At 61.7% G+C, this 18,135-nt stretch carries 19 protein-coding genes; 14 read left to right on the forward strand and 5 right to left on the reverse strand.

Annotated elements, in window-relative coordinates:
* Nucleotides 1-1,126: 1,126 nt before the first annotated feature.
* Both G542_RS0114245 and G542_RS17690 read right to left on the reverse strand, forming a co-directional pair.
* A complete protein-coding gene (locus G542_RS0114245) occupies nucleotides 1,127-1,594 on the reverse strand; it encodes a MarR family winged helix-turn-helix transcriptional regulator (RefSeq protein WP_012696809.1) in 468 nt (155 codons plus the stop codon).
* 681 nt (nucleotides 1,595-2,275) lie between these two features.
* A complete protein-coding gene (locus G542_RS17690; protein WP_051190087.1) occupies nucleotides 2,276-2,869 on the reverse strand; it encodes a lectin in 594 nt (197 codons plus the stop codon).
* Nucleotides 2,870-3,120: 251 nt separating this feature from the next.
* On the opposite strand from G542_RS17690, the gene G542_RS17695 reads away from it, so the two are divergent.
* Nucleotides 3,121-3,489 (forward strand): hypothetical protein, encoded by a 369-nt coding sequence (locus G542_RS17695; protein WP_027824454.1) that lies wholly within the window; start codon nucleotides 3,121-3,123, stop codon nucleotides 3,487-3,489.
* Between the two features lie 132 nt (nucleotides 3,490-3,621).
* Nucleotides 3,622-4,149 carry an anti-virulence regulator CigR family protein gene (locus G542_RS0114260; protein ID WP_027824455.1) on the forward strand — a complete coding sequence of 176 codons (528 nt, stop codon included), beginning with the start codon at nucleotides 3,622-3,624 and terminating at the stop codon, nucleotides 4,147-4,149.
* 275 nt (nucleotides 4,150-4,424) lie between these two features.
* Here the strand turns inward: G542_RS0114260 and G542_RS0114265 are convergent, their stop codons facing one another.
* On the reverse strand, nucleotides 4,425-5,027 hold the full coding sequence (locus G542_RS0114265; RefSeq protein WP_244878723.1) for a TetR/AcrR family transcriptional regulator: 603 nt from the start codon (nucleotides 5,025-5,027) through the stop codon (nucleotides 4,425-4,427).
* A 130-nt stretch (nucleotides 5,028-5,157) separates the two neighbouring features.
* Here G542_RS0114265 and G542_RS0114270 point away from each other — a divergent pair, with 130 nt between their 5' ends.
* The 11 genes from G542_RS0114270 (at nucleotide 5,158) to G542_RS18725 (ending at nucleotide 14,899) form a co-directional block, all read left to right on the forward strand.
* Nucleotides 5,158-6,450, forward strand: a complete 1,293-nt coding sequence (locus G542_RS0114270; RefSeq protein ID WP_027824457.1) for an NAD(P)/FAD-dependent oxidoreductase — start codon at nucleotides 5,158-5,160, stop codon at nucleotides 6,448-6,450.
* Entirely contained in the window at nucleotides 6,447-7,223 is a 777-nt protein-coding gene (locus G542_RS17185) for a DUF1365 domain-containing protein (RefSeq protein WP_012696801.1), read from the forward strand. The genes G542_RS0114270 and G542_RS17185 overlap by 4 nt, the downstream gene beginning before the upstream one ends.
* Nucleotides 7,220-8,431 (forward strand): SAM-dependent methyltransferase, encoded by a 1,212-nt coding sequence (locus G542_RS0114280; protein ID WP_027824458.1) that lies wholly within the window; start codon nucleotides 7,220-7,222, stop codon nucleotides 8,429-8,431. Before G542_RS17185 ends, G542_RS0114280 begins: the two co-directional genes overlap by 4 nt.
* Nucleotides 8,428-8,949 carry a DUF3833 domain-containing protein gene (locus G542_RS0114285; RefSeq protein WP_012696799.1) on the forward strand — a complete coding sequence of 174 codons (522 nt, stop codon included), beginning with the start codon at nucleotides 8,428-8,430 and terminating at the stop codon, nucleotides 8,947-8,949. The genes G542_RS0114280 and G542_RS0114285 overlap by 4 nt, the downstream gene beginning before the upstream one ends.
* 4 nt (nucleotides 8,950-8,953) lie before the next feature.
* The gene (locus tag G542_RS0114290) at nucleotides 8,954-9,736 is read left to right on the forward strand and encodes an SDR family NAD(P)-dependent oxidoreductase (protein ID WP_027824459.1); all 783 of its coding nucleotides are present in this window, start codon (nucleotides 8,954-8,956) and stop codon (nucleotides 9,734-9,736) included.
* Complete coding sequence (locus G542_RS0114295; protein ID WP_027824525.1) at nucleotides 9,664-10,170, forward strand: nuclear transport factor 2 family protein; 507 nt, start codon at nucleotides 9,664-9,666, stop codon at nucleotides 10,168-10,170. The genes G542_RS0114290 and G542_RS0114295 overlap by 73 nt, the downstream gene beginning before the upstream one ends.
* Nucleotides 10,167-10,313 (forward strand): DUF2256 domain-containing protein, encoded by a 147-nt coding sequence (locus tag G542_RS18280; RefSeq protein WP_081666865.1) that lies wholly within the window; start codon nucleotides 10,167-10,169, stop codon nucleotides 10,311-10,313. Before G542_RS0114295 ends, G542_RS18280 begins: the two co-directional genes overlap by 4 nt.
* A gap of 579 nt (nucleotides 10,314-10,892) precedes the next feature.
* On the forward strand, nucleotides 10,893-11,636 hold the full coding sequence (locus G542_RS0114310; RefSeq protein ID WP_027824461.1) for an SDR family oxidoreductase: 744 nt from the start codon (nucleotides 10,893-10,895) through the stop codon (nucleotides 11,634-11,636).
* Nucleotides 11,637-12,248: 612 nt separating this feature from the next.
* Nucleotides 12,249-13,154 carry an alpha/beta hydrolase gene (locus G542_RS17190; protein ID WP_051190088.1) on the forward strand — a complete coding sequence of 302 codons (906 nt, stop codon included), beginning with the start codon at nucleotides 12,249-12,251 and terminating at the stop codon, nucleotides 13,152-13,154.
* Between the two features lie 13 nt (nucleotides 13,155-13,167).
* Nucleotides 13,168-13,650: a hypothetical protein gene (locus G542_RS0114320; RefSeq protein ID WP_027824462.1), complete on the forward strand. Its 483-nt coding sequence runs from the start codon at nucleotides 13,168-13,170 to the stop codon at nucleotides 13,648-13,650.
* A 1,081-nt stretch (nucleotides 13,651-14,731) separates the two neighbouring features.
* Nucleotides 14,732-14,899, forward strand: coding sequence for a hypothetical protein (locus G542_RS18725; RefSeq protein ID WP_012696787.1), 168 nt, complete (start codon nucleotides 14,732-14,734; stop codon nucleotides 14,897-14,899).
* 412 nt (nucleotides 14,900-15,311) lie between these two features.
* Here the strand turns inward: G542_RS18725 and G542_RS17700 are convergent, their stop codons facing one another.
* Both G542_RS17700 and G542_RS0114340 read right to left on the reverse strand, forming a co-directional pair.
* Nucleotides 15,312-16,223: an oxamate carbamoyltransferase subunit AllH family protein gene (locus G542_RS17700; protein WP_081666867.1), complete on the reverse strand. Its 912-nt coding sequence runs from the start codon at nucleotides 16,221-16,223 to the stop codon at nucleotides 15,312-15,314.
* Entirely contained in the window at nucleotides 16,189-16,860 is a 672-nt protein-coding gene (locus G542_RS0114340) for a cysteine hydrolase family protein (protein ID WP_027824464.1), read from the reverse strand. The genes G542_RS17700 and G542_RS0114340 overlap by 35 nt, the downstream gene beginning before the upstream one ends.
* 232 nt (nucleotides 16,861-17,092) lie before the next feature.
* Between G542_RS0114340 and G542_RS0114345 the strand changes: the two genes are divergently transcribed.
* Nucleotides 17,093-18,004, forward strand: a complete 912-nt coding sequence (locus G542_RS0114345; RefSeq protein ID WP_012696783.1) for a LysR substrate-binding domain-containing protein — start codon at nucleotides 17,093-17,095, stop codon at nucleotides 18,002-18,004.
* Nucleotides 18,005-18,135: the final 131 nt, after the last annotated feature.

An 18,135-nucleotide genomic window follows, 5' to 3' on the forward strand; every position in this document is an offset into this window, starting at 1 on the left:
TGCAATACACACTGGCAATGTAAAAAACATTATCTGTTGCCAAGCGGATTCTGGATATCCCGGCATGACAGGTTTGCAGCCCCTGCCCCGGTGCTACCGCATGGAATACCCCTTGATCGACCGCACGGTAACGGAGGCGATGCATGCACGGTTTTGCGCATCAGCCGGCAGAAAGGTTCTCCAGGCGCGCAAGGCGCCGCGACGACCATGCCTGTGCATGCCGGACGTACAAGCACCGTTAATGCACTCATCATTCATGGCATCAAACTTGCTCGAAAGGTGGGCATGAGAAGGTGCCACGCTGCTTTTGGCCAGAGCATGACAACGCCTCATACGCACCAAAATGCACCACGATGTCCACTGCCAGTGCATACGCACAGAAATGGAGCACAAAATGAGCCCCAAAACGGCATCTGCGATTGAACGCTTGCTGGCTGTCCTGGAAAAAAACCGGCAGTACACACGTGCATTCCTGACTGCGATGGAACAAGCGGCAGCCAAGAAATAGAGGATCAATAAAGGATCAAGTGCAGCCGGAAACTGCACTTGATCCCGCACGGCAACCAGAACCGTATTCGGTGATCATCACCCCGGGCCATCGTAAAACTCCGGCCCTTCCCTCCTGAGCGACACACTTGTGCATGGCTCCCCCGGGAATCCGGCCAAAAGCACAGGTGTTTGCTGGACGAAATAGTCTGCTGATGAACCAGGTAGCCGGCATGAACCCCGCAATGGACCAGCCCGGCCTCGGTCCGTCAGCCCGGGGAAAGCGCAAATGACCAGCCAGTACGATGGCGGATGCCATTCCGGCTGGAACCGGTTGCACAGGCGCACGACACGCTGAACCGTCGGCCGTTTGCATGATCCGGGCAGGCAAACAGCAACCGGGCAACCCCGGCCCGGGTCTCTGGCAAAGGGCGAAAGCTCCGGTCAGCTTGATGCCATGACCGGGAAGCAGGCTGCTGCCGCAACAGTACTTGCCCTGTCGACGCGCGACGCCGGCTGCAATACGTAACCGGCGCCGATGTGCAAGCGCCTTGCTGTGCCAAGGCACATGTCCGGCTGCCACCAAGGAGCTTGCGTCAAGGCAAACGCCTTCTGCTCCCTCGCTCGTCTGGCATGCTGCCTATCCACCTCGCGGACCGGCTTGTCCTTTGGCACTCCAGCGGTTGAAAGACAGGATGACGCGATCAAGCAGATCGTGCAGTTCGTCCCATTCGTCCGGGGTCAGCCCGGAAAACATTTCGTCCTCCAGCCCGCGCCCGATCCGTTCGCTCTCTTGCCAGATTTTCAGACCGGCCTCGGTCAGGTTCAGACACTGCAGGCGGTTGTCCCTGGCATCGGCTTCGCGGATGATCAGCCCGCGCGTTTCTAGGTGGGCAATGTTTTTGGACAACAAGGTCTTGTCCACCACCAGCTTGCTCCCCAGCTCGGTAGCCGTGATGCCGGGAAAACGATGCACCAGACGCAGGACCCGCAGTTCCCGTATGCGCAGGTTGAATGCCTTACGGTAATGGGCGTCGGCAGCCTTGCTGGCAATGGTCTTGATCAGGTCCAGCTTGTAGGTCAGGTAAGGCGTATTGGAATCGGTCATGTCGGTCTGGAAATCGTCTGGACGGGAAAACCTGCGCTTTCTCGTGTTGCATGGAACCTCACCCTGACAGCAGGACAAGGCAATTGACTAACGGCACGCCAGTTTGTATCACGTCTTTTGCGGAAATACCCTGTGAAAGACCGCATGTGCCTGGAGCAAAAGTGCAGCAGGCGATGACAGTATCGGCATCAGGCAGCGGTCCGGTTTGCCCGCAATGGCTGGCAACCACGACAGCCAACACCCTGTTTTGGCAGGATGATCTCTCCGGATGCGATGACGGCACAAGCGCCATGTTGGTCAGGCATGCCGCATGCTCATCGAAAGGCTGCCTGTTTCATCGACCACGGAGGATCAGGCAATCAATCCCTTGAGCTTACAAGGCTGTTGGATTTGGCAGGGAACAGCCGCGCCAGCCTCCGGGCCCGGAGCCCCTTGGCTCAGCAGCAAGCGCCAGGATTGGCAACCGCAAAAACCATCTGCCCATCAAACCCCGTTCAAGCATGCACCGGGCGAATGACTGCCTGATCCCGTACCTTCCGGCATGTACCGGGGTAGGCAAAAAAACCGGGCGGGCATCCACAAACAGCCGCATGCAACACCGGCAGCAGCCCGACCTGCAAGGAACAATCGCCAAGGGACCGGACACGGATCTGTCCGGACTCACACAGGCGATCCATGCGCCTATTGCCAGCTGAAACGCTGGTTGCGGCTACCATGACAGCGCCACATGATGACAGACGTGCCTTGTTCAAAACGCTCACCGGAGACATCCAGGCATTTGCCGTTCATCCGGCTGCGGATCATGCCGTCGCTCACATCCCAGCGCTGGTTCTCGCCCCCGTTGCAGGTGTATGCAATCACGCGGGCGCCATCCTGCTGGTTCAGGCCGGCCACGTCCAGACACTTGCCGTCAATGCGTATTTCCTCTCCCACCCGCCTGAATCGCTGGTTGACCCGTCCGTTGCAGTTCCAGGTCTGCAACGGGGCACCGTTTACGACTTGCCGGCTGATGTCCAGACACAGGCCCCTGCGACCGGTTTCAATCTGGCCACCTCTGCCTGCATGAACAGGTCTGTCAAAGCGCTCCGGGTATGACGGGTAAGTCACCACCTGCGTTTCCGTATTGGCCGCATTCATCATGACGGCGGTCGCCAGAGCCGTACCGGCCACCAGTGCAGCGGTTTCAGCATGGATGCCGGTCTGCCCGCCGGGGCCCGTGCTGATACAACCGGAAATGGTGACGGACAGGGTCAGTCCGGTCAGGATTTGCTTCATGTTTCGTTTCTGCATCAACTATCCAAGGAAACAGTGTAGCCAAACTTTTTGCCCTCCCGACTGCAAAAGCCGGATCAGCAGTGCGTGCAGGGAACCCAGGGCCACCTGCAAGTGGCTGCCATGATGCAGTGATGCCCTGCATCCCTCGCCCGAACGCGCCATGGCCCGTTCCCCCTCCAAAAAAGACATTAAAATTGACCATTAATCAGTAAACTGTTGTTCCTGCACGCCCATCCAGCAAGGACGCTTCCATGTTGTCACCAGTCAACCCGGCATCCACCGGTTACAGCCATGGCAAACCGGCAGGATCACAACCGTCCGGCCAGTCGTTTTCCGATGTTCTTGCCCAAGCCAATCTGCCCGGCAAGGATCTTTACGAGAACAGGCAGCCCGAATCCAGTCCCCCGGAGCCATCCAGCCATGAAAAACTGCTGGCCGAACTGGCTGAATACATGAAGAAAACGCCCATCGAGCATTTGCGTGACCAGATCCTGAAGGCCATGGACCTGACGGAGGCAGACCTGGAAAAAATGGATGCCAAGGACCGCCAGTCCATCGAGGACGAGATTGCACGCAGGATCAGGGGAAAAATCGAAGAGCAGGCAAGAACCGAAAGCTGAAACCTTGGCTTACATGCCGGCGCTGGTCAGTCCGGTGTCCGTATCGTTACGATGGAAAGTGTCAGGTCATGACCATGCCCGGCAAGCAGGCACGGTCAGCACTGCCACCCACAACGATCCGAGGAGACCGCCATGCAAGGCAAGTACCAACCGCTGATTGCCGGTGCGTTAGCCATCATGCTCGCCGTACCGGCGTGGTCAGCACCACCGGAAGGCAAAGGCAAGCCTGAGCATTTCAAGTCCGAATCCGGTCATCCGGGCAAGAGCAAGGGCAAGCCTGACCACAAAAAGTTTGAACGCGACCATGGTTACCGCGAAAACAGCGGCGCCCCGGGCAAGCAGGACAAACGGGCAGGCCGGGACCATGGCAGACCTCCGCGCGATCTGGCTACTGTCGGCATCACGGCCTCCCAGGCCAGGCTTTGGGCGCGAGAATATCATCTGGGCGGGTACAAGCCCCTGCCTCCGGGCATCGCCAAAAACCTGGCCCGCGGCAAGCCGCTGCCTCCAAGCATCGCCAAACAGACCGTTCCGGCATCACTCCTGGGCCGCCTGCCGCACTACGACGGACACCAGTGGTATGTCGTTGGCCGGGATCTCGTACTGGTGTCCCTCACGGGGCTGATCGTGGCCAACATTCTGGACAACGTGTTCGACTGAGCGGCCCCCCGGACATATCCCCTCCCTGCTCCGGGCGGGTTTTTTGCGTCCGCTACGGCGGGGTACTTTCCTCATGTCCCATCAAGGCTCATGCATCCCCCGCAGCATGCAGGCAACGCACCAAGGACATGCCTGCGACGATCCTGCCCGGTCGCCGCCCTTGCGCTGGACTGGCAGCCACCTTGCAGCAAAGTCACGCCTCATGCAGTTGTCGCCAGCCTTTGCCCGTGACGGACTCCAGACACAGAGAATTCCGGGTAGATGCAGCAACCTGGTCAGGATGCGGCAATGCCGGAAAACATGATGCTGCGCATGCAAGCGATGATTTCGTCATCGTCGTACCGGCCAAAATCCTTCATGTAATCAACCGCCGGATCGCATGTGCGCGAGTAATACGCGTACAGCAGCACGTCGGTCGGCAGATCGTTGCGGATGCTGCCCTCGGTACGGGCCTGCTCGACGAGTTGCTGCAACTGCGTGTGCAGCCTGTAGATGCGCAAGGAGTAACGGACGCTGTGCATCAGCATGTCCCGCACATGCGGACTGGTTGAAGGCAGGAACGGTAACCCGCCCTCCAGCCTCGTGCGCAAGGCCCATTCCATCAGGTTGTCCAGCCGTGCCTTGCCGTCCATGACAGGATCCTGCGCGTCCAGATGCTCCAGCGCCCGGTCCAGCAACCGGATCATCACCTCCGTGGCGAGCGCTTCTTTCGAGCGGAAATGCTTGTAGAGACTGGGCTTGGAAAGTCCCGCCCCCTCGGCCACATCGTCCATGGTCATCAGGTCAAAACCCTTGCTGGCCAGCAAGGTTGTCGTGACATCCAGTACGGCCTGCTCGCGCAGCCTGAATGCCTGATCCTTGAAACTGAGCCTGCCCATGATGCTCATTGGTGCAACCCTTTACTGACGAGTATCTTTTTTTTCAAGCCGGTATATACATCGATATATGCACGGCCCAACGCCCTGCCAAGCGGTTTCCACAACAGGCCCGTCCCGAACAGGAGGCAAGGTGAAAACACTCCCGGTCCAGCGTCAGCGCATCGCCGTCATCGGCGCGGGCATTGCCGGTCTCGGCAGCGCATGGCTGCTGGCCGGCCGTCACGATGTCACCCTGTTCGAGGCAGCCGGTTACGCCGGTGGCCATACCAATACGGTAGACCTCGAAGTGGACGGCCACAGGTTTGCGGTGGACACCGGCTTTCTGGTTTTCAACGAACGCACCTACCCCAACCTGATCGCCCTGTTTGCCGAACTGGGCATACCGTCCTGCAGTACCGAAATGTCCTTCAGCGTGTCACTGGACCAGGGACGTGACGAATGGGCCGGCAGCAACCTCGACACCGTGTTCGCCCAGCGCAGCAAGCTGTTGTCGCCAGGCTTTCACGGCATGCTGCAAGACATCCTGCGCTTCAACAGGGCCGCACCACGACTGCTGGAAAACGCCAGCGGCCACGCACTGACCCTGGGCGAACTGCTGCAACGCGAAGGCTTCGGCCAGCGTTTCCGTGATCATTACCTCGTACCCATGGCAGCTGCCATCTGGTCCAGTCCCAGCCAGGAAATCCTCGGTTTTCCCGCCGCCACCTTCCTGCGTTTCTGCATGAACCACGGCCTGTTGCAGATCCGTGAGCGTCCCCGCTGGTTCACCGTCCCCGGAGGAGCCCGCCAGTACGTACACAAGCTGCTGGAACGGATTCCCGACCTGCGCCTGTCATCTCCGGTACAGGCGGTCCGCCGCGACACCGAAGGCGTAACCGTCAGCAGCCGTCATGGCGACGAGCGCTTTGATAGCGTGGTTTTCGCCACCCATGCCCCGCAGACGCTAGCCATTCTGGTGGATGCGGACGCCGACGAACGCGCCGTGCTGGAGGCCGTACGCTACCAGCGCAATACCGCCGTACTGCATGGCGACCCCCGTCTGCTGCCGAGGCGGCAGAAAGTCCGGGCCGCCTGGAACTTCCTCGCAGACAGCAGCCAGCCGGACCGGCGTGCCGTCTGCGTCAGCTACCTGCTCAACATGCTGCAACCGCTGCCGGTTTCATCACCGGTCATCGTCACCCTCAATCCGGTGCACGAACCCATCCCTGCACTGGAACATGCCCGGTTCGAGTACGAACACCCTCTGCTCGACCAGGCTGCCGTGCAGGCCCAAGCACGTCTGCCAGACTTGCAGGGCCGGCGGCACACCTGGTTTGCCGGGGCCTGGACGGGCTACGGCTTCCATGAGGACGGGCTCAAATCGGCCCTGCGCGTTGCGCGTGATTTTGTCGAACTGCCGCACTGGGCGAGGCCGGACTCATGACCAACGCCTATCTGGTCCGGGGCATGGTCATGCACCGGCGGCTGCGCCCCGTCCGCCACCGTTTCCTCTACCCGGTGTTCGCCGTGCGCCTGCGCCTGTCCGCACTGGATGACACCGGCAATGCCTGGTTCGGTGTGGACCGCTGCCGGCTGATGTCGGTCCGCACCCGGGATTACGGCCCGCGCGACGGCAGCCCCCTGTTGCCCTGGATACACCGCCAGCTGGCCGAAGCCGGCCTGCCACATGACGGTGAAGTCTGGCTCCAGACCTTTCCCCGGCTGTTCGGTTACGTCTTCAATCCGGTCAGCTTCTGGTATTGCCATGATGCAGAAGGCCGCCTGGTCGCCGTCCTCGCTGACGTCAACAACACCTTCGGCGAACACCACGCCTACCTGCTGGCCAACAGGAACGGCGAACCGCTGATGTCCGGCTCCGTTCTCACCTGCCTCAAATGCCTGCACGTTTCGCCCTTCTGCCGTGTCGAGGGTCATTACCGCTTCCGTCTGACAGAAAAACCCGACCATATGCTGATGCGCATCGATTACCACGATGCCGAAGGTGCAGTACTCAACACCGCCGTCTCCGGCCGGATGACGCCCCTGACATCTGCCAGTGCCGGTGCAGCCCTGCTGCGCCAGCCACTGCTGACCGTGTCGGTCATCGTCCGCATCCACTGGCAGGCCTTGCGCCTGTGGCTGAAGAAAGTGCCGTTCTTCGGCAAACCCCGACCTCCCGCCAGCACCCTGACTCACGGACAGGAATGCCAACCATGAGCCTATCCCGCACCCTCAATGCACCCTCATCAATGCCTGTGCCGCCGGCAGCGCGCATCCTGCTGGCACGGTTAAGGCAACTGGCACACGGCCATCTTCGCCTGACCGCACCGGACGGTTCGGCATATTGGTTCGGCACGCCAGGCGAGCAGCCGGAGGCCGAATTGCACATCCACGACTGGGCTGCCTGCCGCAAGCTGCTGCTGGCGGGTGACATCGGCTTTGCCGAGGCATTCCGCGATGGCCTGCTTGACACTCCCGACCCTACCTCGCTGCTGCGGCTGGCGCTGCGCAACGAAACGGTACTGGGCTCCACAACGGCAGGCAGCCTGCCGGCACGCGTCTGGTACTGGCTGAAACACCGGCTGCGCCGCAACAGCCGGGCAGGCAGCCAGCACAACATCCACGCCCACTATGATCTTGGCAACGAGTTCTACCGGCTGTGGCTGGACCCGGGCCTGACCTACTCCAGTGCCTGGTTTGACGGACATTACGACATGCCGCTGGCCGAGGCGCAGACCGCCAAATACCAGCGCATCTGCACCGTACTGGACCTGCGCCCCGGCATGCGGGTACTGGAGATCGGCTGCGGCTGGGGCGGATTTGCCGAGCATGCAGCACGGCAGGGCATTGCCGTTCACGGCATCACCATTTCCGGCGCCCAGCTGGAACACGCACGGCAGCGTCTGGCCGGCAATGCGCTGGTCAGCCTCGAATGGCAGGATTACCGCGACCTTGACGGCCGGTACGATGCGATCGTTTCAATCGAAATGTTCGAAGCCGTCGGAGAAGCCTACTGGCAGGAATACTTCGGCAAGGTGCGCAGCCTGCTCAAGCCCGGCGGCAAGGCCCTGGTACAGAGCATTACCATCGATGAAAGCAGGTTCGGGCAATACCGGACCGGCAGTGACTTCATCCAGGAATTCATCTTTCCCGGCGGCATGCTGCCAAGCCGCAGCGAATTCATGAACCAAGCACGCAAGGCCTGTCTCGACACCTGCGACCGGCTGGATTTCGGCCACGACTATGCAGAAACCCTGCGCCGCTGGCGACATGCCTTTGACGGCGTGCCGGATCCGGTCCGCAGGCTGGGTTTTGACGAGGCTTTCATCCGGCTGTGGCGGCTTTACCTGTGCTACTGCGAGGCCGGTTTTGACGAAGAAAGCATTGGCGTTTCGCAGTTCCTGCTGCAAGAGGCCCGCCCATGAAACGACTGACCGCCCTGCTGGTGGCCCTGCTGACCGGATGCAGCACCCCCAGCGTGCAGGACTACCGTGACAATGCGCCGAAGCTGGACCTGTACCGCTTTTTCGGTGGCCACACCCAGGCCTGGGGCATGTTCCGCGACCGCAACGGCCTTCTGGTCAAGCGCTTTACGGTCGACATCACCGGCCGCCGCGAAGGCGATGCGCTGCTGCTGGACGAACGCTTCGTCTATGCCGACGGTACACGACAGCAGCGGACATGGCGGCTGGAGCCCAAAGGCAACGGCAAGTGGCGCGGTACGGCCGCAGACGTCATCGGCGAGGCGGAAGGTGAAGTGTCGGGCAATGCCCTGCACTGGCGCTATGTCCTGCGCTTGCCGGTGGGCGGCCGCGAATGGGCCGTGGATTTCGATGACTGGATGTTCCTGGTGGACGAGCACACCATGCTCAACAGCGCCCGCATGAGCAAGTACGGGTTCGGGCTGGGCGAAGTCAGCCTGTTCTTCCGCAAGCAGGCGTGAAACCATGTGGCCCGCACCGCTTAACCCGCCGGTCCGCGACTGGAGCCGCCAGCGCGTCTGGATCATCGGTGCGTCCAGCGGCATCGGCGCGGCCCTGGCACACCGGCTGCTCGGCAAGGGAGCAGAAGTCGTACTGTCCGCCCGGCGGCAAGCCCGGCTGGAAGAGGTCGCCGGCACACATCCGCGCGCCCTTGTCCTGCCGCACGACGTAACCGACCCTGCCTCGTGGCGCCAGTGCTGGGCGCACATGCGCGAACAGGAAAGCCTGCCGGACCTGGTCGTGTTCTGCGCGGCCGATTACCGGCCCGAACAGAGCTGGCAGTTGCAGCACGAACGCGTCCGCCAGACCCTCGACACCAATCTGGCCGGCGTGTATTTCGGCCTCGAGACCATCCTGCCTGACCTGATGGCCCGCCAGTCGGGCGGCATCGTGCTGGTGGCCAGTGTGGCAGGCTACATCGGCCTGCCCGGTGCCTGCGTTTACGGGCCGGGCAAGGCGGCACTGATCAATCTGGCCGAACTGCTGCATGCCGAACTCAGGCAGCACCACCTCGGGGTGTACCTGGTCAATCCCGGCTTTGTCTCCACCCGGCTGACGGCCCTCAACGATTTTTCCATGCCGGCCATCATCAGCCCGGACGATGCTGCGGCCTTTATCGTGCGCGGTCTGGAACGCGGGCGTTTTGAAATCCACTTCCCACGCAGGTTCACGTTATGGATCAAGCTGATCGCGATGCTGCCCTATCGCCTGAGGCTGCCGCTGCTGCGCCGTCTGGCGCGGAACTGAGGACGCAGCTGGCAGCACTGGCCGACTGGTATGCCAGCCTGGACCCGGTGTCTCTTGAAGACATCGGCCGTTTTTACACGGCCTCTGCCTGCTTCAAGGATCCTTTCAACACGGTGCGGAGCCGCGACGGCATAGCGGCTGTATTCCGTCACATGTTCAAGACGCTGGACGAACCGGTGTTCATCATCCACGACCAGTTGCTGGACGGTACGCAGGCCTTCATGACCTGGGATTTCCGCTTTCGCCGGGGAGCCAGGATCTGGCACCTGCATGGTGGCAGCCACCTGCACCTTGACCGGTCCGGCAAGGTGACCTGCCATCGCGACTACTGGGACTCGGCCGAAGAACTGCTGCACAAACTGCCATTGGTCGGCCCGCCACTGCGCCTGCTGCGGCGCATGCTGTCGGTACGCGACGAGGGATGGCACCAATGAAAACCGCGTTCAAGGGCAACAAGTCAGCCCTGCCTGCCAAACCCTGCATTGTCTGCGGCAAGCCCATGAACTGGCGGCGCAAATGGGCCCTGTGCTGGGACGAAGTGAAATACTGCTCGGAACGTTGCCGCAAACGACGCTGACTACAGACAGTAAACCGCGTTTCCTGTCATGGGCTCGTCACGGTCATCCGCAGTGAAAACATCCGCTCGCCCCACACATGGCGCCGTCCATGCCACAACATGAGCCGCCGCAGGCAAGGCGACTCCCAAGCACCGCCCCTCACGCGGCTCAGCCTGATGGACATGTGCGGCGGAGCGACCGGCCAGGCTCTTTGGCCGGCACAACTTGCCGGCGGGCCTGGCAAGACCAGACTGATCCGCACCAAAGACGGATACACAGCCCCTCAGGCAACCAGCCCCGTGGCCCACAAGGAGGGCATCCTGCTGCGGATTACGGTCGGCCGACCGGTATGGCACCGGTCGCCAGAGCGGCAGCCGCAGATCGGCAACAGGCTGTCGCGCGTCGGAGCCGGACAGCAAGCCGGCCGGTATTGCCGATAGTGCAAACACGATGCGCCGGATCAGATACCGGTGAGCCGGCCGGTCTCGGCTTCGCCCTTGCCGGGTACGGCAGCGACACGGACGGACCATCGTTCAGGCATCCCCCACAGGCCATTGGTGCCGGCAGCCCGCCGGCCCTGACTGCAACGGAGAAACGGCATGATCAAAGACAAGGTTGTCATCATCACCGGCGGTTCGTCCGGTATCGGCGAAGCAACGGCCAGACTGCTTGCCAGCCAGGGTGCCAGAGTGGTGCTGGGTGCCAGGCGTGCAGACTGGTTACAACGGATTGCCGACGGGATCAGGCTGGATGGCGGCGAGGCAGTCGGCCAGGAAACGGATGTCACCCGCCCGGAAGACAATGAGCGCCTCGTACGGCTGGCCATGGACGAATTCGGCCGGGTGGACGCCATCTTCCTCAACGCCGGCATGATGCCCGTTTCTCCGCTTTCGGCCCTCAAAACCGCGGACTGGCACCGCATGATCGATGTCAACATCAAGGGCGTACTGAATGGCGTGGCAGCCGTCCTGCCGGTTTTCCTGTCGCAGAAATCCGGCCATGTCATTGCTACATCGTCGGTCGCCGGGCTCAAGGCCTATCCGGGCTGTGCGGTATACGGAGGCACCAAATGGTTCGTGCGCGAGTTCATGGAGGTGCTGCGCATGGAGTCGGCCATGGAGGGCCGCAATATCCGCACCACGACAATCTACCCGGCCGCCATCAATACCAGCCTGCTCGACAGCATCAATGAAGCCGGAGCACGCCGACAGATGCAGGTACTGTATGACAAGTACGGCATCCCGGCCGAGCGTATAGCCAGTGCAGTATCGTTTGCCATTGACCAGCCGGAGGACACTGCAATCAACGAGTTGACAGTCGGACCGGCCAACCAGCCCTGGTAAGCAGCACTGCAGCAGACACGCAGGCCGGGCGGTCGTTCCGGGGCGAAAACCAGCACATCAGGTACACGGAAACCTGCGGCAACAAGCGGTACAGCCCTCTGCCGGCAGCGGTCAGGACAAAAGAACGCCATACTGGCCTGTTACCAAGGCAATTTGACCGGATACTGTGGCCATTTTCAGGCCGGGCGGGCTGCAACCCTCCTGACCTGAAACAACCACCCTCGGCAAGACATCATCATACAGCTCTGGCACATGGTCATCAGCAGGCACCCTGTGTCCGGATCCAGCCGGCCGGCAAACCGGGAACGTGCTTGCGACCAAAAGGAAGCAGGCCACTCCACAGCCAGACAGCAACAGTCCTCTGCATGGCAGCCGGCAGGCAAAAGCCGCCCATGACCAGAGCCACCTCAACTGCTGGCCGTACATGGCTTCGATGCCGGCATGGCTTTGACATACCCCCCCCCCGGACACATGCGACCCCGAGAGAAACCACTGCCTGCCGACCACTACCGGATGCCGGCTCCCTGGACAGATCGCCCTTCATGACGGATCGCATTCAGCCCATCAATATACAAAATGATATATTTTTGTTGTTTGACTGACTGGACTGACATGACAAACAGCCTGCTGTTTCTGGCCGGATGCGCACTCTTGCTGCTGGGCGGACATCTGGCGTTGCTGCGGGCATTGCGGGCCCCCCGCCGCGGGCATGAATCCGGCTGGCCGCAGGCACGGCCTGTCCGCATCGCCACTGTCAACAGGCGCCAGCTGGCAGCGTTGTGGTGGCCGGCCCGGCACGCGGGTGCGCCGGTACTGCTGATGATGCATGGCTGGGGAGGCAACGGCAGCGACCTGGCTCCTGCGGCCGAGGCTGCCCATGCAGCAGGCTACGCAGTGCTGCTGCCGGATGCCCGTTGCCACGGGCGCAGCGACGGGGACAGTTTTGCCTCGCTGCCGCGTTTTGCCGAGGACATCGACGCAGCCCTCGCCTGGTTGCACGCCAGCCATCCGGACAGTCCGGTTGCCCTGCTTGGTCATTCCCTCGGCGCGGCAGCCTGTATCCTAGTTGCCAGCGGTCGCAACGACATTGCCGCCGTGGTCAGCATCTCGGCTTTTGCCCATCCGGAAGAACTGATGCAGCGCTGGCTGGCTTCACAGGGCCGCTGGCTGCGATGGCTGTCGCCACTGATATTAGGGCATGTGCAGCGGGTAATCGGTCAGCGGTTTGAATCAATTGCCCCTGTCAATCTTATATCATACATCAATTGCCCCTTGCTAATACTGCATGGCAGGCATGACAATACCGTACCGGCCGACGATGCGCTGCGCCTGGCAGCCGCCCGTCCTCAGGCCGAATGCCTGCTGCTGGACGGCGACCATGAATCCTTTGCCGACATGGCGTCAGCGGTCAGCCTGGTGCTGGGCTTTCTGGCCCGGCACCTGTCCACCGGTTCGGCAGCTACTCCCATGAACACGATCAAGACAGACACGCTCCGGATACCCGCCGGAGGTGACTGACAGGAGGAACCGGATGAACCTGGCCATGTACCGTCGCCTGCTGCTCTCTGCCCTGCTGTGCCTGCCCGTCATGTTGCAGGCAGCGCCGCTGGCAAAGGGCAGTACCCTGCCCCCCATCACTCTGGAAGACCAGCATGGAACGCCTTACATACTGGGCCCTGACACACGCCTGCTGGTCTTCACTTCGGAAAAGGCAACCAGTGCCTTCGTCAACGAAGCATTCAAGGGCGAACACGCCCGGCTGAAAGCACCGCAAGTGATCCATGTATCTGACATCAGCGCCATGCCAAGCGTGATCACCCGCATGTTTGCCCTGCCCAAGCTGCGCGACCTGCCTTTTACCGTCGCCTTGGCATACAAGGAAACGAGCGTGGCCGACCTGCCGCGACAGGCAGGGGCTGCCACGGTAATGCGCCTGCAAAACGGCCGGGTCGAATCCATTGCCTATGCCCGCAACACGCAGGACCTCTACCCGCTGCTGGGCCTGGCCCGCTGAACTGTTACCGGTGGCATGCCGGCAGGGCAACAGCTGCCATGTCTTTGACAGGGGTGCACAGGACAAAGTGAGCAAGACAGGCATTCCGTCTTGCTCACGAAAGCCGGGCGCCTATTGCATCGTCCGGCTTTCGGCCACGGTATCCGTACAAGGACATGCGCCATGCCGGGTCAGCCAGCGTGAGCTGCCTGAGCAGGTGACATGCCTGCGGCAGCAATTCTTGCAGCGCCCCTGGGTCACCAGCATCTCCGGGCATCTTCATGACCAGCAGTGCCGGCATGGCTTACACCTCCGGTTTTACGCAAACGGCAGCAACCCGGTTTTTACCTTCTGCCCCAGGCATTGGAAATGCCCGTACAACGCACGACGTGACGGTTGAGTGCCCTGTCCGGCCAGAACCGGCAGCGCAGTCATCGGGCACCATGGCCATCCGGAACAGCACGGACAACGGACAAGGCGAAGACACGCCGGTATCTCGTGCAGGAACCCCCACACTGCCCTGCCCGGCACGAACCTGATTCCGGCCGTATGCGGCTGCACATGCATTGACGTGACAAGGTGGTGCACGGGTGCTTGCCCCGCCCCGGGCACTCTGGCCGTACAGGCTGCCAATACAGCTGCGTTGCCTGTTGGCGCAACGTCACCCCCTGCTGCGCGGTCACTCACCCAGCAGGGAGTAATCCAAGTATTTTTCGAAAAACCTTTGCAAGTTCAAAAATTTGCGTATACTTCGCCGTCTAGAGCCAGAGTCTCAAGGATGGTTTGCACTGCCACAGGATCCTGTCCCAACCAGGATTCAATGTTGCAAACACCATAAATCCGGTCCTGAATTTACTCACCGCATCCGCAGATGGTCACCGTGCTGACCGTCCATGTCAGTGATGTGTTTGCCTGTACGCAGGCATGGCCTGTCAAACCCATTGAAGCAGGAAGCAGACCCGATTGGTCATGCCTGCCTTCAGTGTTTTAACCAGAAAAACAAATGCACTCTTGTCCGGTCCGTGCATTGCGTCGGCCCGCACAAAAATATTTGTATGTTCAGACCACCTGTATATCCATATGGTGGTCAGGAGTTGTCACCATGAATTTTGAAACTGCAAAAAACAAGATCATCGCCGTAGAAATCAACGGCACCCGTATCGAACGCCAGCATGAAGAGGCATTGTCCGAATTTGAAAACCGTGCCAGTGGCCACGCTAGCCTCCAGATGCACTCACCCCTGAAAGCCATCAGGATTTTTGAACGGTAATCCTCCGCTCTGCCTGACAGCAACAAAGCCGCCAACCGGCGGCTTTGTGCATTCTCAAGACGGGCCATTCTCAAGCCAGAAACAGGACCCCGTACGGCACGGCAACGGCTTCCTTGCAGATGCAGTACCCGTCATCAAACCAGGCCGTACATCACCACCCGAATGTTTCCCCCTGTCGCACAAGGAAACGCGTAGCACCGTCCTTCCGCACGACAGGCAGGAACTGCCACGGCCGTACACCTGCAAAACGGCCGGAGCAAATCTCCCGCCGACATCCGCAACGCTCAGGACCTCGACCTGCCACCCGGGCCAGCCCACTGACACGGCACGGACATTGTCGCGTAACAACGGCTGCCGCACGATCATTCGCCGGTCGGGCGACCCGCAGCCAGACCCTCAGCTCGGGAAAAGATTATTCCGGCAGGAGACCAGGCAAACCTGCTCCCCGCCCCGTTTCCGGCAAAGCCCGGTGCAATGCCAGCATTCCGCCCAGCAGGCCCAGTGCCATATCGCGACCGGAACTGGCGCCATGCGCCAGCAGGCGCCCGAAATCCTGCCTGGCCGTACAGGCACAGGCTGACTGCACCGCACACACCAGACGCACGACCAGCGGGCTGAACCAGCCGTCCAGGGACAAAAGCAGATAGTCGCGGCTGATATCCCGCGTCGAAGACAGGCATTCCGGCAGACAGTCCGAAAAAACCGGCAGCAGCGCAGGCTCATGAAGCCGGACGGCTGCAATCAGGCCACACAGGAAATCATCGCCAGACGGCGTCAGCCCCATGCCCAGCCCGACCAGATCCGCAACCGCCGCCGGCAGCTGCTCCGGCTCGTCCAGGGACAACAGCCCCTGCCGGCAGGCCGGCCAGACCCAGGGGTGCTGGCAGTGCCAGCCCTGTGATGCCGGTGCCGGCACATGCCAAAGCTGTTCCCACAGCCGCCCGGCCAGTTGCAGCCCCGCAGCAGAAAGGCAGCCATGATCCGGCAACCGGAATGCCCCGGCAGGCGACTGTCCGGGGCATTCCATGGCAGGCCATGGACCGATCTGCAAGCCGGCGGCATCCAGCGTGACCGGCATCCCGGAACGATACCAGTCACGACATTCGCTGCCGGCCGGCAGACGGACCGACCAGCCATGAGGCTGGAGTGGCAGGCTGGCCGACAGCAGGGGCAGCAAGCGCTCCTGGCTGTCGAGCTGCACGTTGCAGCAACCGGCAAAGACGCTGTGCACCTGCCCGCGGGCGGGCGGCTGTGGCGCACAGGGTCCGGCCGCCCGCCCTGCCGGCCGGTCAGTCGTCCAGCGCTTCAACGATCCGGTCGGCATCCGACACCCAGCCGAAGATTCCGCCCTGTGCCTTGATCATTTCCAGCGCCACCCGGTAGAACTCGGGGAAGTAGCTGGCCACGCAGTCGGATGGCACCACGCATTCGTAACCACGGTCATTGGCTTCACGTACGGTGGTGTGCACGCACACTTCCACCGTCACCCCGCACACGATCAGGGTGCGGATATTGCGGTTGCGCAGCAGCAGGTCCAGGTCGGTGGCAAAGAAGGCACCCTTGCCCGGCTTGTCGACCACCGGCTCGCCGGCCACCGGGTACAGCTCGGGGATGATGTCGTTGCCGTATTCGCCGCGCACCAGGATCCGCCCCATCGGGCCCTTGTCGCCAATGCCGCATTCCAGCCCGCCACGCAGGCGCTTGGCCAGCGGGCAGTCGGTCAGGTCGGCACGATGGCCTTCACGGGTATGCACCACAAACACACCGGCCTTGCGGGCGGCTTCCAGCAGACGGCGGCACGGTTCGATGGCCGAGCGCAGCAGCGACACATCGTTGCCCAGCATTTCGCCAAAACCGCCCGGTTCCACAAAGTCGCGCTGCATGTCGATCATGATGAGCGCAGTGGTGCCGGGATCGAATTCAAGCTCGTACGGTTCAGCCTTGAGGGTTTTCAGGGACATCGGGACATACTCCAGTCAGGAATCAGCCACCGCACAAGGCGGGGCAAACAGGAAGGGCTGACGCCGGCAAATCCGGTGCAGGACAGGCAATGCCGCCAGTCTAAGCGTGCGGACCGACTGGCTGGCCGAATGAAATTGCCGCCAGCCGGCAGGATCGGACAAAATTTTTGAAAGCCTGCCGACAGGGTTAAGATGGGCGCCCTTCGCAACCGGCAAGACAAGGATTGGGCGGATGATCATCCAGACCGAGGCCCTGCGCGTGGTGGAAACCGTGGCGCGTTACCGCAGCTTCAGCGCTGCGGCCGAACGCCTGCACAAAGTGCCCTCGGCCATCAGCTACACCGTGCGCAAGCTGGAAGAAACCATCGGCACCCAGCTGTTCCTGCGCGAAGGCAAACAGGTGGAACTCACTGCCGAAGGGCGCTATTTCCTTGAGCACGCCCGCGACATCCTGCGCGACCTTGAAACCCTCCAGGCCGACATCACCCAGCTGCACGGCGGCGTCGAGCAGCAGTTCCGGGTCGGCCTCAACAACCTGCTCAACCCCGCCCCGCTGGCCGGACTCGCTGCCGACCTGCACCAGCGCTTTACCGCCTGCCGCCAGTCCTATCGCACCGAGGTCTACAACGGCGTGTGGGACGCCCTGATCGACCGGCGCATCGACCTGGCCATCGGCGCCCCCAATGTCCTGCCGCAGGGAGCCGACCTGAGCTACCTGCCGATGGGCGAGGTACACTGGGATTTCGTCATCAGTCCGCAGCACCCGCTGGCCCGCAGTCACAGCCCGCTCGACAGCCGCGAGCTGGCCGCCTTTCCGGCGATTTCGGTCATGGACACCGCCATGGGCCTGTCCAAGAAAGAAGCCTGGCTGGTCAAGGGCCAGAAGGTCATCTACGCCCCGGATACTGCCGCCAAGCTGCAATTCCTGATCGCGGGCGTCGGTATCGGTTTCATGCCGCGTCACCTGTGCGCGTATGCGGTACGCAAAGGGCAATTGCTGCAACGCCCGGTGGTCGACCCCAAGCCGCCGACCCCGATCATGGCCGCTTGGCAGACCCGCAACCAGGGCAAGGTGCTGGCATACGCCATCAGCCGGCTGGAAGACCCGGATTTCTGCCGGCACTGGTTGCAGGAAACCTGCTGAAAGCCGGGTCTGTGAAAATTTTTGAACGATCGATTTAAGCCTGCGCAAATATTTGCAGCGGCCGGAAGCGATTGACGCAGGTCAAACAGCATGGCTTACCCTGCCACCTAGACTGCCAACCGTTCTGGACT

Source organism: Laribacter hongkongensis DSM 14985 (genome assembly GCF_000423285.1).
Classification (GTDB): domain Bacteria; phylum Pseudomonadota; class Gammaproteobacteria; order Burkholderiales; family Aquaspirillaceae; genus Laribacter; species Laribacter hongkongensis.

What these genes read in the sequence shown, in the direction of transcription:
- G542_RS0114245 (WP_012696809.1), bottom strand. Translation starts at nt 1,594, where the DNA reads ATGACCGATTCCAATACGCCTTACCTGACCTACAAGCTGGACCTGATC.
- G542_RS17690 (WP_051190087.1), bottom strand. Translation starts at nt 2,869, where the DNA reads ATGAAGCAAATCCTGACCGGACTGACCCTGTCCGTCACCATTTCCGGT.
- G542_RS17695 (WP_027824454.1), top strand. Translation starts at nt 3,121, where the DNA reads ATGTTGTCACCAGTCAACCCGGCATCCACCGGTTACAGCCATGGCAAA.
- G542_RS0114260 (WP_027824455.1), top strand. Translation starts at nt 3,622, where the DNA reads ATGCAAGGCAAGTACCAACCGCTGATTGCCGGTGCGTTAGCCATCATG.
- G542_RS0114265 (WP_244878723.1), bottom strand. Translation starts at nt 5,027, where the DNA reads ATGGGCAGGCTCAGTTTCAAGGATCAGGCATTCAGGCTGCGCGAGCAG.
- G542_RS17185 (WP_012696801.1), top strand. Translation starts at nt 6,447, where the DNA reads ATGACCAACGCCTATCTGGTCCGGGGCATGGTCATGCACCGGCGGCTG.
- G542_RS0114280 (WP_027824458.1), top strand. Translation starts at nt 7,220, where the DNA reads ATGAGCCTATCCCGCACCCTCAATGCACCCTCATCAATGCCTGTGCCG.
- G542_RS0114285 (WP_012696799.1), top strand. Translation starts at nt 8,428, where the DNA reads ATGAAACGACTGACCGCCCTGCTGGTGGCCCTGCTGACCGGATGCAGC.
- G542_RS0114290 (WP_027824459.1), top strand. Translation starts at nt 8,954, where the DNA reads ATGTGGCCCGCACCGCTTAACCCGCCGGTCCGCGACTGGAGCCGCCAG.
- G542_RS0114295 (WP_027824525.1), top strand. Translation starts at nt 9,664, where the DNA reads ATGGATCAAGCTGATCGCGATGCTGCCCTATCGCCTGAGGCTGCCGCT.
- G542_RS18280 (WP_081666865.1), top strand. Translation starts at nt 10,167, where the DNA reads ATGAAAACCGCGTTCAAGGGCAACAAGTCAGCCCTGCCTGCCAAACCC.
- G542_RS0114310 (WP_027824461.1), top strand. Translation starts at nt 10,893, where the DNA reads ATGATCAAAGACAAGGTTGTCATCATCACCGGCGGTTCGTCCGGTATC.
- G542_RS17190 (WP_051190088.1), top strand. Translation starts at nt 12,249, where the DNA reads ATGACAAACAGCCTGCTGTTTCTGGCCGGATGCGCACTCTTGCTGCTG.
- G542_RS0114320 (WP_027824462.1), top strand. Translation starts at nt 13,168, where the DNA reads ATGAACCTGGCCATGTACCGTCGCCTGCTGCTCTCTGCCCTGCTGTGC.
- G542_RS18725 (WP_012696787.1), top strand. Translation starts at nt 14,732, where the DNA reads ATGAATTTTGAAACTGCAAAAAACAAGATCATCGCCGTAGAAATCAAC.
- G542_RS17700 (WP_081666867.1), bottom strand. Translation starts at nt 16,223, where the DNA reads ATGCCGACCGGATCGTTGAAGCGCTGGACGACTGACCGGCCGGCAGGG.
- G542_RS0114340 (WP_027824464.1), bottom strand. Translation starts at nt 16,860, where the DNA reads ATGTCCCTGAAAACCCTCAAGGCTGAACCGTACGAGCTTGAATTCGAT.
- G542_RS0114345 (WP_012696783.1), top strand. Translation starts at nt 17,093, where the DNA reads ATGATCATCCAGACCGAGGCCCTGCGCGTGGTGGAAACCGTGGCGCGT.